Raw genomic sequence first — 14972 nt, 5'->3', positions numbered from 1 at the left:
CCGGCCTGACCAGGAGTGCTTCAGGAGTGTTCATGATGAGCCGTTACCGCAAGCGCCTGCCCCAGCTCGAGGGCCGCCTGTTCCTGGCCGATGCCGGCCTGGAAACGGTGCTCTCCTTCCAGCAAAGTTTCACGCTGCCCGCGTTCGCATCCTTCGTGCTGCTGGACGACGAGCGCGGGCGCGCGGCCCTGAAGGCGTATTTCGACCAGTTTGCGCGCCTGGCGCAGGCGCAGCGGACCGGGCTGGTGCTGGAAACCCCGACCTGGCGCGCCAATCCCGACTGGGGACAGGCGCTGGGTTACAACGCCCTGGCGTTGGCCGATGCCAACCGCGACGCGGTGGCGCTGTTGGCCGAGGTGCGCGCCACCTACGACAGCCCGCTCACGCCGGTCGTCATCAGCGGCAACCTGGGACCGCGCGGCGACGGCTACCGCGCTGATCTCCGCATGAGCGCGGCCGCCGCCCACGACTACCACCTGGCACAGATCGCCACCTTTTCCGGCACCGAAGCCGACATGGTGTCCGCATTCACGATCACCTATCCTGATGAGGCGATCGGCATTGTCGACGCGGCGGCGGCTTGTGAGATGCCGGTCGCCATTTCCTTTACGCTGGAAATCGACGGCCGCCTGCCGTCCGGCGACTCGCTGTCGGACGCCGTTCTGCGCACCGATGCCGAAACCGGTAACTACGCCGCCTATTACATGGTCAATTGCGTGCATCCGACCCATCTCGCGCCGGCGCTGGCCGAGGGCGGCGCCTGGCGCGAGCGCCTGCACGGCTTGCGCGCCAACGCCTCGCGCCTCAGCCACGCCGAACTCGACGAATCGACCGAGCTCGACGACGGAGATCCGGAAGAACTGGGCGAAGAATACCTGGCGCTGCACAACCTGTTGCCGCGCATGAACGTGGTCGGCGGTTGCTGCGGTACGGACGAGCGCCACGTGGCGTCGATTGCGCGGCATCTGACGGGGCGGGCGGCGCGTGCCGGGCCGCCGTAGGTTGCGGTGGGAAGGATGCCGTGTAACGCGTGGACGGCAGAGCCGTCCACGCGTTCAGCCCGCGTCTCGTTGGCTCAATGCGTCGTTGCCGCCGGCGGCGTCAAGGCCGCATCCACCTCCGCCAGCGCGCGCGGCAAATAAATGCTGATCGTCGTCCCTTCGCCCAGCCGGCTGTCGATACGGATGTGCCCGCCGCTCTGGCGCACGAAGCCGTGCGCCATCGACAGGCCCAGTCCCGTTCCCTTGCCCTCGGGTTTGGTCGTGAAGAAGGGTTCGAAGGCGCGCTCGATGACCTCGGGCGGCATGCCTTCGCCGCTGTCGGCCACGGCAATCAGCACGTAGTCGCCCGGCGCCAGTTCCGGGTCGTCGCCGGCCAGCTCGCTGTCGAGCGTGCGGTTGGCCAGCGTGATTGTCACCTTGCCGCTGCCGGCCATGGCATCGCGCGCATTGATGACGAGATTGAGCAGGACGTTTTCCAGCTGGTTCGGGTCGACCAGCGTGTGCCACAGGTCGCCGGCGCGCGCCAGCTCGATCGCGACCGCATCGCCGGCGGCGCGGTGCAGCAGGCTGTCCATGCGTTCGAGCAAGAGGCCGACGTCGACCAGGCTCGGGTGCAGCGGCTGGCGCCGGGCAAAGGCGAGCAGCTGGGCCGACAGCTTGGCGCCGCGCTCGACCGCGTCCTGGATGCTGCGCAGGCGTTTTTCGATGTTGCCGCCATTGGTGCCCGCCTTCTGCAGCAGTTGCACGTTGGCGCTGATGATGTGCAGGATGTTGTTGAAGTCGTGGGTCACGCCGCCGGTGAGCTTGCCGACCGCTTCCAGCTTTTGCGAGCGCGCCAGCGCCATGCGCGCCTCGTCCAGGCGTTGCTTGCGCAATTGCTCGCGCGCCTCGGCTTCGCGCCGCGGCCGGATGTCGCGCAGGAAGGCGCTGGCGCCGTAGCCGACTTCGGCGGGCAGGGCGGCGACCACGATTTCGACCGGCACCAGGTGCCCTTCGCGGTGGCGCGCCATGACTTCGGCCGGCTCGCCCATTATTAGCGGCTGGCCGTCGCGGGCAAATTGTGCAAACCCGCGTTCGCCGGCCACGCGCTGGTCCGGCGGCACCAGCAGCTCGCCGATCTCGCGCCCCAGCGCCTCGGCGCGCGTCCAGCCGAATTGCTGCACGGCGCGCGGGTTCCAGTCGGTGATGCGGCCATCGTTGTCGATGGCGATAAAGGCGTCGTAGGTGTTTTGCAGGATCAGGTCCATGCGCTCGTAGGACTGGCGCAATTCGAGCGTCATCGCGCGCGCCAGCTGCACGGCGCGGCGCCGTTCGCTGGCGAGCAGCCACACCACCAGGGCCAGCAGGAAACCCAGGCCGATGCCGGTGGTGGCGATCACTTGCGGGCGGCGCGTATCACGCCCCGCCTCGAACGCGGCGGACGAGGCGATGTCGATCAGCCAGGGACGCCCGGAAATGGTGGCCGGCAGCGTGCGCCGGTGCAGCGGTTGGCGCCAGGCCACGGCATCCTGCGAGCGGAACAGCAGCGCGTCCGGATCGGCGCGGGCGCCGTCGTAGACCGCCACCTGCAGGTCGTCCGCGTGGGTGCCGCCCAGGCCGCGCATCAGGTCCGCCATCCGGAACGGCGCATACACCCAGCCGACGATCGCCGCACGGCGCTGGTCGACGCTGGCGATCGGTGCACCCTTGCGGTACACCGGCACATACATCAGGAAGCCGGGCTGGGCGTTATGCCCTTCCTGCACCAGCACCACCTTGCCCGACAGGGCGGCGGCGCCGCTGTCGCGTGCGGCCTCCATCGCGGCGCGGCGCACCGGTTCGCTGTACATGTCGAAGCCGAAGGCGCGCAGGTTGCGTCCGGAGAAGGGCTCGATATGGGTGATCGAGGTGGCGAAGCCGCCGTTTGGGCGCGGATGCACGGCGTAGCTGCCAAACCCCTGCGCGCGCAGGGCCGCCTCGTGCGCCGCCAGCTGCGCCGGAGGAATGATGCTGGCGATGGCGAGCGCCTCGATGCCGGGGAAATGTTCTTGCAGGTTCTGGGTCTGGAAATATTCCGCGAAGTCGCGGCGGTCGATGTCGACGCTGCCGCGCATGAAGCCGCGCGTGCCGCGCAATACTTGCTCGTAGACAGCCATGCGCCGCACCGTCGTGTTGACGAGGTCGCGTGCGCGGTAATCGAACTGTCCGGCGAGATCGGTGGCGGCATCGCGGCGCGCGCCGCTCCAGGCGCCCCAGGTGATCAGGAGCGACACCAGGAACACCAGGCCGGCGAGGATCAGGGGTCCCCATCCCTGGCGCAGGCGGGCGCCCGGGATGGAGATGGTCTCGTCGGGATCGGAACGCTGCATGTAGTCGGGTCGGTAGTCGGGTCGAAAGTCGGCCGCGGACGGCAGGAGTGAGGGGGGCTCGGTGCAAGCCTTGGCACCGGCCAGCATACGCGGCCAGTCCCGCCACAGGCGCACGTGTGGGGGCGGCCAGCCCGGCCGGCCGGTGGTTTTGTTTGCATAATACAATATTCGCAGTGCTACAATCGGCCGCCGCATTTGTCCGGCGCATAGAACCAGATTCCCATGATCGCCCCCGATTCCCTCCTGCGCCGCCACCGGCTGCCGTGCGCCGTGCTCGGTGTACTGCTGCTGGCGCTGCTGTGGGGCGCGCTGGCGCCGCTGCGTACGCCCAGCCAGGAACGCGGTTTTACCTTTCCGGCGCCGGTCGGGGCCGGCGCGGCGGGCCTGGCTGCCGCGCGCGCACCGGCGCTGCCGCGCGAGATCCGCCTGACCCTGGGCGTGCAGGATGTGTTGTTGCTGCGCAATCTCGATCGCCATCCTCACGTGTTCGGCCCGCTGCAACTGCTGCCCGGCCAGGAATTCCGCCTGCCCTTCGAGCAGGCCGGGACGTATGACTATGCCTGTCCGGACGTGGCCGGCGGCACCCTGACCGTGCGCGTGGTGCGCCTGCCCGATCCCGGCTGGGAGCGTTTTAAATGGCGCCTTGGTGCGTTAATGCAGACACTGCGGACATTACCGATCATGGCGCCGCAGAAGTAGTTTTCGTCCTGTCAATTCCCCTGATTTATTGTCCTGCGAACGCGCCCCAGGAGCCCGGCGGCAAGCGCGGCGCGCTGTCGGCAATCGTGCTGCGGTCCGCCCGGCGATTCTGTCATGATGGGGCATGGCCACGATTTCCCTTCCATTGTTTCCACTCAGCACGGTGCTGTTCCCGGACGGGGTGTTGCCGCTGCAGGTGTTCGAGGCGCGCTATCTCGACATGGTCAGCCGTTGCCTGACCGAAGACACGCCTTTCGGCGTGGTCCTGTTGACCCAGGGCCATGAAGTGCGCGCGCGCGGCGGGCAGCCCGAGCGCTTCGTAGAGAGCGGCACGCTCGCCACCGTCTGCGATACCACGGCCACCACGCCGGGGCTGTTGCAGGTGGTCTGCCGCGGCGGCGCGCGCTTCGAAGTCAAATCGTCGCAACAACGACTGAACGGTTTGTGGGTCGCCGAGGTCGAACTGGTGGAAGACGACCACGCCGTACGCATTCCCGCCGAACTGCAAGGCGCGTCCGACGCGCTCGACCGGGTGCTGGCCTCGCTGCACGACGTGCCGCAGGAGCGCTGGCCTGTACAGCCCCCGTTCCGGCTGGAAGATTGTGGCTGGGTCGCCAACCGCTGGTGTGAACTGTTGCCTTTGCCGAACAACCAGAAGCACAACATGCTCATGCTCGACAATCCGGTGATCCGTCTCGAACTGCTGCACGACGTGCTGGACGAACATGGCTTGATCACCTCGTAACCACTGCCATGAAATTTTCGGACGAACTCTTGCTTGCATTCGTCAACGGCGAACTGGCCGAGCCGGCCCGTGCGGCGGTCGAACGCGCGCTGCGCGCCGACCCGGCGATCGCCACGCGCGTGGCCCAGTTGCGGGCCCGGCGTTCGCGCGTCTACGGCGTGGTGGCGGGCGGGCGCGAGGGCGGCAGCCACACGCATGCGCATGGCTGCCCCGGGGGCGCCAAGATCGTCCAGCTCGACATGGTCCGCGCCGCGCGCAATGGCCCGCTGCCCACGCCGACGCCGCCGCCGGCCTGGACCCTGCGCCACTGGTGCGCGCTGGCCGCGGCGCTGGTGGCGGGTAGCCTCGCCGGCGCTTTTGGCTGGCGTGCCTGGCAGGGCGAAGCGGAACTGGCGTCCCTCAGCGGCGCCGACGGCGCGCTGGTGGCGCAGGGCCGCCTGGCAGCGGCCCTGAGCGCGCAGCTGGCCAGCCCCGGTCCGTCGGGGCGGGTGCGCATCGGCATCAGCTTTCTGGCCAAGGATGGCAAGTATTGCCGCAGCTTCGTGATGGACACGACCGCCGGCCTGGCTTGCCGCGACGGCGGCGCCTGGAAGGTGCCGGTGCTGGCGCAGGGCGCGGCGGGCGCAGCCTGGATGGACGGCACCGGCTTGCCGCCGGCCGTGCTCGACGCCATCGACGGCCGCATCGCCGGCACCCCGCTCCGCCCCGACGCCGAACGCGCCGCCCAGGCCCGCGGCTGGCGACGCGAAGGGTAGGGTGGACTTCGTCCACGCGTAAAGCCCGCGTCTCGCCCGCGTCACTCCGGTTGCACATATAAATCACTCCGATTCCGGAGAATTGCACCTGCCTGCATCAAACGCTGACATCGAGTTGCGACCCCGCTACCTCCTGCGGCACATACGCCTGCCGCACTTCCTGCTCGTGCGACTACGCCGCCGCCGCGGCTTTTCCCGCCACCTCGCTTGCCTGCTTCCTGGCATACGCAGCGCGCTCCTCCTCGCTCACCTTGCGGTCATTATTGGTGTCGGCTTCGGCAATATAGTCAGTAGTGGCACTGTCGCTGCTGCCTGCCGCGCCGGCGCCTGCCGCCGGCGTTGCCGTACCGCTGGCGCCGGCATCCGTCGTCGTCTCCGTGTCCGCCGCAGCCGCAGCCTCACTTGTTTCGCCAGCGCCGCCATCGGCCGCCGCCACTTCTTCCTGGGCCCGCTGCACACGTCCCGCATCGAATTGCGCATCGAGCTGCCCGCCCACCCGCGCCGCCGCTACCGCCTGCGCACTGGGTACGGTAGCCGTGCCCGCATCGATCGCCATTGCCGTGGCTGCGGCCGCCGGCTCCTCCGTCTTGCGCGTTTCCACCCGCGCCGGCGTCGCCTGCACCAGGCTGCCGGCGCCGATTGCTGAAACCATCGTCATTCCTTCGCTATCCGTCTTGTCTCGCTCTTATCCTATTAACGGCGCCCCAAACCGCAGCAGCAGGGCAGGGAATGTAAAGCCGGGTAAAGCACGGCAAGCCGGAGCGACCCATGCGCACACACGATTCCATATACACTGCCGTGGATTTCAGGTAACCTTGAGGGCGATATAGTGTCTCTACGTCTGCGCTGCCGGTTTTGCCGGCGCAACGCGCCCACCGAGCCGGCCACAGGCCCAGGCCATGTTCCAGCCGGCGGCCCGCCCGCCCCTCCAGGAGTTGTCACTGCCGGCCACGCCTGCTGGGTTCGCGTGGTCATCGCCCGTAGAGCAAGTTGAATTCAAAAAGGGGCTCGATCAGTGATCGGTTTCCCTTATCCCGGAAAGAACAATGTCTGATACACAGATGAACACCGAAGCCGCGGCCGTCGAACCGAGCGTGACCTTTGCCGATTTCGGCCTGGCGCCTGCCATCCTGCGCGCGCTGACCGACCAGGGCTACGTCCATCCGACCCCGATCCAGGCCCAGGCGATTCCCGTCGTACTGCAGGGCCGCGACGTCATGGGCGCCGCCCAGACCGGTACCGGTAAAACCGCCGGCTTCTCGCTGCCGATCATCCAGCTGCTGCTGGCGCACGCCAACAGCAGCATGTCGCCGGCGCGTCACCCGGTGCGCGCACTGATCCTGACCCCGACGCGCGAACTGGCGGTGCAGGTGGCCGACAACGTGCGCGCCTACGCCCAGCACACGCCGCTGCGTTCGACCGTCGTCTTCGGCGGCATGGACATGAAGGGGCAGACCGTGGTCCTGAAAGGCGGCGTCGAGATCGTCATCGCCACCCCGGGCCGCCTGCTCGACCACATCGAACAGAAGAACGTCAGCCTGAGCCAGGTGCAGATGCTGGTGATGGACGAAGCCGACCGCATGCTCGACATGGGCTTCCTGCCCGACCTGCAGCGCATCATCAACCTGCTGCCGAAGAAGCGCCAGAACCTGATGTTCTCGGCCACCTTCTCGCCGGAAATCAAGAAGCTGGCCAACAGCTTCCTGCAACAGCCGGTGCTGATCGAAGTGGCGCGCAGCAATGCCACCGCCGAAAAGGTCACGCAAATCGTCTACAAGGTCGACGAAGAGCAAAAGCGCGACGTCGTCGAATTCCTGATCCGCCAGCGCGAGCTGAAGCAGGTCATCATCTTCTCGAACACGAAAATCGGCGCCTCGCGCCTGTCGCGCCACCTCGAGCAGACCGGCATCAAGGCCTCGGCCATCCACGGCGATAAAACCCAGCAGGAACGCATGGCCGCGCTCGATGCGTTCAAGCAGGGAGACATCGAAGTGCTGGTGGCGACCGACGTCGCCGCGCGCGGCCTCGACATCTCCGACCTGCCGTGCGTGATCAACTACGATTTGCCGTATAACGCCGAGGATTACGTGCACCGCATCGGCCGTACCGGCCGCGCCGGCGCGTCGGGAGACGCGCTGTCGGTGTACTCGGACAAGGACGAGCGCTTGCTGGCCGATATCGAAAAGCTGATCAAGCAAACCATCACGCGCGGCGAGTTGACCGGTTTTGCGGTGCGTGCGCGCGGACATGCGGAACGCGGCGAGCGCGGCGAGCGGCCACAGCGCGGCGAACGTCCGGAGCGGGGCGAACGCAGCGAACGCGGCCCGCGCCGCGCCGAATCCGAACGCGGCGAGCGCCCGCAGCGCAGCTATGGCGCCGGCCCGCTGCCGCGCCGCGAGAAGGTCGACCCGTGGTTCCTGAAGCCGTACGAGCCGGCCAACGCCCCGCGCCAGGACACGAACCAGAACCTGGCGAATGCGCCGGCCAAGCCGAAGCAGAAGATTGCCGCCTTGCTGGGTGGCTTGCCGAAGCAGCCGCAGTAAGCACGGCTGCTTTCAAAACCCGCGCGCCGAGAGGCCGTAGGGTGGGCACTCGTGCCCAAGCGGTGCGGCGTGGGCGGGTCGAAAATGCGTTTCGATGGGGAAGCGGTGAACCGCGTGGGCACAAGTGCCCACCCTACAGTGCGCTTCTATTCCGTGCTGGCGGGCTCAGCCGTTGGCTGCCGGCAAAATCGCGCGCACCCGCGCCAATAAATCTTCCTGGCGGTAGGGTTTACTGAGGATGTCGAGCCGCTGCCCGCGTGCCGTCGGCAATTCGTCCATGTAGCCGGTGGTCACCAGGATCGGCGTGCCGGGGCGGCGCGCGCGTACCTGGTCCGCCAGTTGCAGGCCGTTCATCCCGCCCGGCATCATCACATCGGTAAACACGAGGTCGATCGCGCTGCCTTCTTCGAGCAGAGTCAGGGCCTGTTCGCCGCTCGGCGCCGACACCACCGCGTAGCCGGCGCCTTCGAGCATCGTTTCGGCCAGTTCGCGCACGTCTTCGTTGTCTTCGACCACCAGGATGCGCGCGCGGGCGTTTTCTTCCGGGTGCGCGCCATCCGCCTCGGCCTCGGGGGAAAGGGCGCCGTCCACCGGGAACACCATGCGCACCGTGGTGCCCTGGCCAGGCGTGCTGTCGATCTCGAGCCGGCCGCGCGACTGCTGCACGAAGCCATGCACCATCGCCAGGCCGAGACCGGTGCCCGGTCCCTTGGTCGTGAAGAAGGGTTCGGTGGCGCGCTGCGCCACTTCCGGCGGCATGCCTTCGCCTTCGTCGGTAATGCAGACCGCCACCTGGCCGGCGCTGTCGGCGCCGTCCGCCACCAGCAGCGTGCTGACGCGTACCCGGCCGCCATTCGGCATGGCGTCGCGGGCATTGATCAGGACGTTGAGCAGGGCCATCTCGAAATGCGTCGGGTCGAGCTTGCAGGAGGGCAGGCCGGGTTTCAGGTCGAGTTGCAGGACTACCCGGTCGCCCAGGGTGCGCACCAGCAATTCGGAAAACTCGACCAGCAGCGCATTCAGGTTGACGCGCCGTGGTTCCAGGCGCTGCTTGCGCGCAAAGGTCAGCAACTGCTGGGTTAATTTGCCGGCCTTCATGGCGGCGCGCTGGGCGCGGCGGATCGGTTCGGCGCCGGCGCCCGATTTGTCCATCGCCAGCAGGGCCAGTTCCAGGTTGCCGTTGATGACTTGCAGCAGGTTATTGAAATCGTGGGCCATGCCGGCCGTCAGCTGGCCGATCGCTTCCATCTTTTGCGCCTGCAGCGAGGATTGTTCGCTCATGCGGCGCTGGGTGATGTCCATCTGCGAGGCGAAGAAATACAGCAGTTCGCCTTCCTGGTCGAAGATCGGGCCGATATACAGCCCATTCCAGAACGGGGTGCCGTCGGCCTTGTAATTCAGGATGTCGAGCGCGACGGCGCGCCGCTCGGACAGCGCGGTGCGCAACTCGGCGACCGTCTCGGGATTGGTCTGCGGTCCTTGCAGCATGCGGCAATTGCGGCCGATCAGGTCTTTTTCCTCGTACAGCGTCAGGTCGAGGAAGGCGCGGTTGACGAACACGATCGGGTCGTCCGGCTGGCGCGGATCGGTCACGACCATCGGCATGCGCGTCATTTCGACGGCGGCAAAGAAGATGTTGCCGCGGTCCTCCAGGCCGGGTTGCTCGATGTAGCCGGCCTGCCAGTGCTTCATGCCGGGATTGCCGAGCGGATTGTAAGCGCTGCCTTCGAGCTCGCCGTCGGCCGGCACGCCGACGCTCTGGCCGTCGCCTTGCAGGTCGACCGGCTTGTCTACGTTTTCTTCGGGGGTCGAGCCGGTTGCCATCGAATTCTCCACATGTATTCGCCAATCCACCGTCGGCGCGCGTCGTCACTGAATGCTAGCGCGCGCGCACCTTGCGCGACTGTGCGCCGGCTCACGCAGAGCCGGGGTACAGCGTATTTTCGCGATGCTATTTTGGCAAATCGGCGCATATGTTGCTGAGCTGTCAGCTATAATCCTGCCTTTCCCCCCTTTCACGCAGATGTCCGCGCGCCTGGTTGTCGTGACACCTGGCCGTGCCGGGGCAGGGTCCAGCCTGTGGAGTACTAAAATTTATCCCCCTATCGTTGTCGACCTTGACGGCACCCTGATCCATACGGACATGCTGCACGAGTCTGCCTTGTCGATGCTGCGGGATCAGCCCTTGAGCGTACTGCGCATTCCCGGCTGGTTAATGAGCGGCAAGGCCTCGCTCAAGCGCGAACTGGCCGGGCGCTCGGACTTCAATCCGGCGGCGCTTCCCTATAACGGCGACCTGCTTGCCTGGCTCGAAGAACAGCGCGCCGGCGGCCGCCGGCTCATCCTGTGCACGGCGTCGGACCGCGCCATCGCCGACGCCATCGCCGCGCACCTGCGCCTGTTCGACGAAGTCATGGCCAGCGACGGCGCCGTCAACCTGGCCGGTCCCAACAAGGCGCTCGCGCTCGAGCAACGCTTCGGGGCGGGCGGTTTCGATTACGTAGGCAATTCGCATGCCGACCTGGCGGTGTGGGCCAGCGCGCGCCGTGCGATCGTCGTCAATGCATCCGACAGCCTGTTGCACAAGGCCGGCCAGCAGTGCGAGGTCGAGCAGGTATTTCCGCGTGCAAAGCTGGGCCTGCGCGCCCTCGCCAGCGTGCTGCGCGTGCACCAGTGGATGAAGAACCTGCTGTTGTTCATCCCGCTGGTGGCCGGCCACCAGTTCGGCAGCGTCGATCCCTGGCTGGCGCTGGTGCTTGCCTTCGTCTCGTTCAGCCTGTGCGCCTCGACTGTGTACATCGCCAACGACCTGCTCGACCTGGAAAGCGACCGGCTGCACCCGCGCAAGCGTACGCGCCCGTTTGCCTCGGGCCTGGTGCCGGCCTGGATGGGCGTGCTGCTGGCACCGGTATTGCTGGCGGTCAGTCTCGTGCTCGGAGCTTATGTAGGGGGCAATTTCCTGCCCTGGCTGCTGTTTTATTTCTTCGTGACCTGTGCCTATTCCTGGTCGCTGAAACGCCTGGTCCTGGTCGACTGCCTGACGCTGGCGATGTTGTACACGCTACGCATCGTGGCCGGCGCCGCGGCGGCCGACATTACCCTGTCGTTCTGGCTGCTGGCATTCTCGGTCTTCCTGTTCCTGTCGCTCGCTTTCGTCAAACGCTATGCGGAACTCCAGGTGCAGATCCTGGCCGGCAAGACCAAGGCACACGGGCGCGGCTACCTGACCTCCGACGCGCCGCTGATCCAGATGCTCGGCATTACCTCCGGCTATGCGGCGGTGGTCGTGCTGTCGCTGTATCTGAATAGCGACGCCGTGCTGATGCTGTACCGGATGCCCGAAGTCGTCTGGGGCGCGGTGCCCGTCATCCTGTTCTGGGTCAGCTGGATCTGGATGCAGGCGCATCGCGGCCACATGCATGACGACCCGCTCGTGTTCGCCGTCAAGGACCGCGCCAGCCTGGCCGCCGGACTCGCGTTCGGCGCCATCCTCGCCATCGGCGCCACGGAATGGCCATGGTGAAAGTAACGTCGTGGGGGCGGCTGGACAGTCCGGAACACGACCTGCGTTTCCTGGCCGATCCGGGCACGGTCGCGCGCCAGTTGCAGGCGGGCGGGCCGGGGCTGGCGCGCGGGCTCGGCCGCAGCTACGGCGACGTCGCCCTGAACCCGGGGGGCGTCCTGTGGCAGGCGACCGGACTCGACAAATTCGTCCGTTTCGACGCCGCCAGCGGCAGGCTCTATTGCGAAGCGGGCGTCATGCTGCGCGACATCCAGCGCATGGCCATTCCGCGCGGCTGGATACTGCCGGTCACGCCCGGCACCCAGATGGTGACGGTGGGCGGGGCCATCGCGAACGACGTGCACGGCAAGAATCACCATGTCGTCGGTTCCTTCGGCGACCACGTCACGCGCCTGACCCTGGTGCGCACCGACGGCAGCACCATCGAATGCGGTCCCGCCCAGGCGCCGGAATGGTTCGCGGCCACCGTCGGCGGCGCCGGCCTGACCGGCGTGATCACCCATGCCGAGCTGCAGCTGCGCCCGGTGGCCGGGCCGTGGCTGGACACCGAAACGATTCCCTACGAGCGCCTGGAAGAATTCTTTACGCTGGCCGACGCTTCGGAGGCCGACTGGGAATACACGGTTTCCTGGATCGATTGCCTGTCGCGCCGCGGACGCGGGCTGTTCATGCGCGCCAACTCGACGGCGGCCGTCGGCGAACCGGCGGCGCCGCGCAAGCGCCCGCGCACGATGCCGTTCGTGCCGCCGGTCTCGCTGGTCAACGGCTTGTCGCTGCGCCTGTTTAATACCGCCTATTTCGAGAGCAACCGCCAGGGTGCAGGCCGCAGGCTGGCGCACTACGAGGGCTTTTTCTACCCGCTGGACAACCTGCTCGAATGGAACCGCATGTACGGTCCACGCGGCTTCTATCAATACCAGTGCGTGGTGCCCCCGGGTGTCGCCGCCGACGCCGTGGCCGCGATGCTGCGCGAAATCCGCAGGGATGGCGACGGTTCCTTCCTGGCCGTGCTGAAAACCTTCGGCAAGCGCGCCGCGCCCGGCATGCTCAGTTTCGCCCAGCCCGGCGCCACCCTGGCGCTTGACTTCCCGAACCATGGGCCGCGCACCGCGCGCCTGTTCGAACGCCTCGACGCCGTCGTGCGCGATGCGCGCGGACGCATCTACCTGGCCAAGGACGCGCGCATGCCGCGCGACCTGTTCGAAGCCAGTTATCCGCGCCTGCGCGAATTTCTCGCCTACCGCGATCCGGGTATCAGCTCGCAACTCTCGCGGCGCCTGATGGGTTATTGACACCCGGCGCCGCCAGCGCCGCCACGGTCGGCGGCGATTTCATGGAAGAACGGTTCTTCACGGCGCGCCGGACCGGGAAATGTACCGCAATCCCCGGCCGCGACAGCGTGATCGAGGCCGCGCCAGGCCGGCGTCAGTCGAGGCGGGTGATACTGAGCGAAACGATCTTCATCGTCCCACCCTTGTTCGACAGGTGTCTGATTTCGATCCTGGCCATGTCGTACTCCTTCGGCACGGTGAACTTGCCGCTGAGCTTGCGCAGTTCACCACCGGTGCCGGGCAAGGCGCCTGCCTGCAGGCGCCTGGCTTCCTTCGGCAAGGCCAGCGCCACGTCCCATTCGCCCGCGATTTCATCCGCCGCCTTGCTGCTGGCATACTCGACTTCATAGGCGTATGTCCCTGCCGGCAAGGACTGGTAAGGACCGAAACTGAGGAAGCCATCCTGGTCCGGCGCGCTCTTCTGGACTTCGCATGCGGGCGTGGGCTTGCCGATCAGCGTCGGCAGCTCGCAGCCTTTCCAGCGCAGGCTGACGCCGGGGAGCGCCGTCCTTTCCAGGCGCAACTGGTCCTGGCCGAATATCAGGATGGTCCTGTCGCCGCAGGTGGCGCTCTTCGATGGCGGGCCGTTCATCTCGATCAGCCTGGCGGCAGGAAGCTTGAACATGCCCTCGGCGGCGTTGTTGATGATGGCGAAGTCGTAGGTCTTCCTGAAAAACCGCTCCGAAGTGATCCAGTTGTGCCGGTTCAGGTCGTCGACATATTGCGCCAGCCTGAGCGGATGGCGGCTGAAGGCCTGGATATGCTTGGCATCCCAGTACTGCGCGATGCCGTGGCGCAGGCCGCTGGCGCCGAGTGCATTGTCGATGCAGGCGATCTGCTCCGGATAATAGGTTGCGGGCCGCGCCTGGCCGCCGTCGAGCCGAATGCTGTCGGCCAGCAGCGTGCTCGCCAGCAGCGCCGACGCGAACAGGCTGATCCAGTCGTAGCGTTCGCGGATGAAGTGGCGCAGCACCAGGATGGCAATGACCAGGGGCCAGATCAGGACCGGAATCAGGTAGCGTGGCGCGACCGGCAGGTTCTGCACGAGCAGCACGGCGCTGAGTGTTCCCGCCATCGACACCAGCGAAAAGACGATCAGCAGGATCAGCGGGCGCGGCAAGCCCAGCATGGCGCGTTTGCGCAGGCTTGCGGCCAGACAGGCGATGCCGAACGCGAGATAGGCGCAGAACACCGCGCCCAGCAGCGGGAACTGGAGGAACAGGCGCCCCAGCAGCTCGAGCAGGTCATGCAGGTTCTTGTCGAACATGGCCACGCCGAGCTTGGTCGGATAGCGCGTCGGGTGGGCCACGACCAGCTTGTAGGAGAGGGAGCCGAGTACGCTGGCGGCCAGGATCGGCCATGCAGGGCGCAGGCGTCCCAGGAAGGCGCCTGCCGCGGACCCGGGCAGCAGGGCGCGGGTGACCGCATAGGGGGCGATCACCTGCACCAGGAAGATGTTGTCGGACAGCGCGCTCAGGAAGGCAAGCAGGCACAGGGCGGCCAGCAAGCGCCGGTCGGCGCTGCGTTCGTAGCGCAGCCAGAGGGCGACGAAGGCCAGCGCCGACACGAAGGCGCCGAAGTGGTAGGCGCTGGTAAACAACTCCACGAAGGGTTCCGCGGCATTCATGCCGAACCAGAGCAGGGCCAGCGCGATCAGGGCCGTGGTCGCAATGCGATGGCGCTCGACAATGGCCGAGACGACGAAGAACAGCGCAAGCGCGGTCAGCGCCGTCTGCAGCAGCGCAAAGACGAGGATCTGCTGATAGGCGCCGCCGCCGCCCAGGTAAGCGGCCAGGTAGAGGGCGAAATCCGGGAAGAAGTAGGGCGCCGGCGTCAGGTACCAGTCGGCCAGGCGGCCGCCGCCCGCGAACAGGTCGTGGAACAGGACCGGCAGGTACAGCGAATCGGCATGGAACAGGTAGGCCTGGAGCGGATGCCCGGCCTGGTAGGCGATTGCCACGGAGGACAGGCCCATGATCAAGAAGACCATGGGCAGCAGGATTTTCTTGAACATGGAACGCGGACGA

Annotated in this window: 11 protein-coding genes; 7 read left to right on the top strand and 4 right to left on the bottom strand. The window is 67.0% G+C overall.

Going from position 1 to position 14972, the window contains the following annotated elements; translation table 11 throughout:
- Positions 1-32: 32 nt before the first annotated feature.
- The gene (locus tag AC56LG_RS07105) at positions 33-1001 is read left to right on the top strand and encodes a homocysteine S-methyltransferase family protein (protein WP_497165408.1); all 969 of its coding nucleotides are present in this window, start codon (positions 33-35) and stop codon (positions 999-1001) included.
- A gap of 74 nt (positions 1002-1075) precedes the next feature.
- Here the strand turns inward: AC56LG_RS07105 and AC56LG_RS07100 are convergent, their stop codons facing one another.
- Entirely contained in the window at positions 1076-3349 is a 2274-nt protein-coding gene (locus AC56LG_RS07100; RefSeq protein ID WP_497165407.1) for a CHASE domain-containing protein, read from the bottom strand.
- A 222-nt stretch (positions 3350-3571) separates the two neighbouring features.
- Here AC56LG_RS07100 and AC56LG_RS07095 point away from each other — a divergent pair, with 222 nt between their 5' ends.
- From AC56LG_RS07095 to AC56LG_RS07085, 3 genes are all read left to right on the top strand, one after another.
- Positions 3572-4048: a cupredoxin domain-containing protein gene (locus AC56LG_RS07095; protein WP_497165406.1), complete on the top strand. Its 477-nt coding sequence runs from the start codon at positions 3572-3574 to the stop codon at positions 4046-4048.
- A 124-nt stretch (positions 4049-4172) separates the two neighbouring features.
- Complete coding sequence (locus AC56LG_RS07090; protein ID WP_497165405.1) at positions 4173-4793, top strand: LON peptidase substrate-binding domain-containing protein; 621 nt, start codon at positions 4173-4175, stop codon at positions 4791-4793.
- Between the two features lie 8 nt (positions 4794-4801).
- Positions 4802-5548, top strand: coding sequence for an anti-sigma factor (locus AC56LG_RS07085; protein ID WP_497165404.1), 747 nt, complete (start codon positions 4802-4804; stop codon positions 5546-5548).
- 172 nt (positions 5549-5720) lie between these two features.
- Here the strand turns inward: AC56LG_RS07085 and AC56LG_RS07080 are convergent, their stop codons facing one another.
- Positions 5721-6200, bottom strand: coding sequence for a hypothetical protein (locus tag AC56LG_RS07080; protein ID WP_497165403.1), 480 nt, complete (start codon positions 6198-6200; stop codon positions 5721-5723).
- Between the two features lie 394 nt (positions 6201-6594).
- Between AC56LG_RS07080 and AC56LG_RS07075 the strand changes: the two genes are divergently transcribed.
- Entirely contained in the window at positions 6595-8091 is a 1497-nt protein-coding gene (locus AC56LG_RS07075; protein ID WP_497165402.1) for a DEAD/DEAH box helicase, read from the top strand.
- A gap of 165 nt (positions 8092-8256) precedes the next feature.
- Here the strand turns inward: AC56LG_RS07075 and AC56LG_RS07070 are convergent, their stop codons facing one another.
- Positions 8257-9915, bottom strand: coding sequence for a histidine kinase famiy protein (locus tag AC56LG_RS07070; protein ID WP_497165401.1), 1659 nt, complete (start codon positions 9913-9915; stop codon positions 8257-8259).
- Between the two features lie 220 nt (positions 9916-10135).
- Between AC56LG_RS07070 and AC56LG_RS07065 the strand changes: the two genes are divergently transcribed.
- Both AC56LG_RS07065 and AC56LG_RS07060 read left to right on the top strand, forming a co-directional pair.
- Positions 10136-11614, top strand: coding sequence for a UbiA family prenyltransferase (locus AC56LG_RS07065; RefSeq protein ID WP_497165400.1), 1479 nt, complete (start codon positions 10136-10138; stop codon positions 11612-11614).
- Complete coding sequence (locus tag AC56LG_RS07060; protein WP_497165399.1) at positions 11608-12906, top strand: FAD-binding oxidoreductase; 1299 nt, start codon at positions 11608-11610, stop codon at positions 12904-12906. Before AC56LG_RS07065 ends, AC56LG_RS07060 begins: the two co-directional genes overlap by 7 nt.
- 133 nt (positions 12907-13039) lie before the next feature.
- Here AC56LG_RS07060 and AC56LG_RS07055 read toward each other — a convergent pair whose 3' ends face one another.
- Positions 13040-14959, bottom strand: coding sequence for a hypothetical protein (locus AC56LG_RS07055; protein ID WP_497165398.1), 1920 nt, complete (start codon positions 14957-14959; stop codon positions 13040-13042).
- Positions 14960-14972: the final 13 nt, after the last annotated feature.

The sequence above is a fragment of the Telluria sp. ZB2R32 genome (assembly GCF_059685715.1).
Note: the sequence above shows the minus strand (reverse complement) of the source record. Positions and strands in the feature narration are given on the sequence as shown.

Coding starts and splice junctions, on each gene's coding strand:
- AC56LG_RS07085 (WP_497165404.1), top strand. CDS start 4,802: ATGAAATTTTCGGACGAACTCTTGCTTGCATTCGTCAACGGCGAACTG.
- AC56LG_RS07080 (WP_497165403.1), bottom strand. CDS start 6,200: ATGGTTTCAGCAATCGGCGCCGGCAGCCTGGTGCAGGCGACGCCGGCG.
- AC56LG_RS07070 (WP_497165401.1), bottom strand. CDS start 9,915: ATGGCAACCGGCTCGACCCCCGAAGAAAACGTAGACAAGCCGGTCGAC.
- AC56LG_RS07105 (WP_497165408.1), top strand. CDS start 33: ATGATGAGCCGTTACCGCAAGCGCCTGCCCCAGCTCGAGGGCCGCCTG.
- AC56LG_RS07100 (WP_497165407.1), bottom strand. CDS start 3,349: ATGCAGCGTTCCGATCCCGACGAGACCATCTCCATCCCGGGCGCCCGC.
- AC56LG_RS07075 (WP_497165402.1), top strand. CDS start 6,595: ATGTCTGATACACAGATGAACACCGAAGCCGCGGCCGTCGAACCGAGC.
- AC56LG_RS07060 (WP_497165399.1), top strand. CDS start 11,608: ATGGTGAAAGTAACGTCGTGGGGGCGGCTGGACAGTCCGGAACACGAC.
- AC56LG_RS07055 (WP_497165398.1), bottom strand. CDS start 14,959: ATGTTCAAGAAAATCCTGCTGCCCATGGTCTTCTTGATCATGGGCCTG.
- AC56LG_RS07090 (WP_497165405.1), top strand. CDS start 4,173: ATGGCCACGATTTCCCTTCCATTGTTTCCACTCAGCACGGTGCTGTTC.
- AC56LG_RS07095 (WP_497165406.1), top strand. CDS start 3,572: ATGATCGCCCCCGATTCCCTCCTGCGCCGCCACCGGCTGCCGTGCGCC.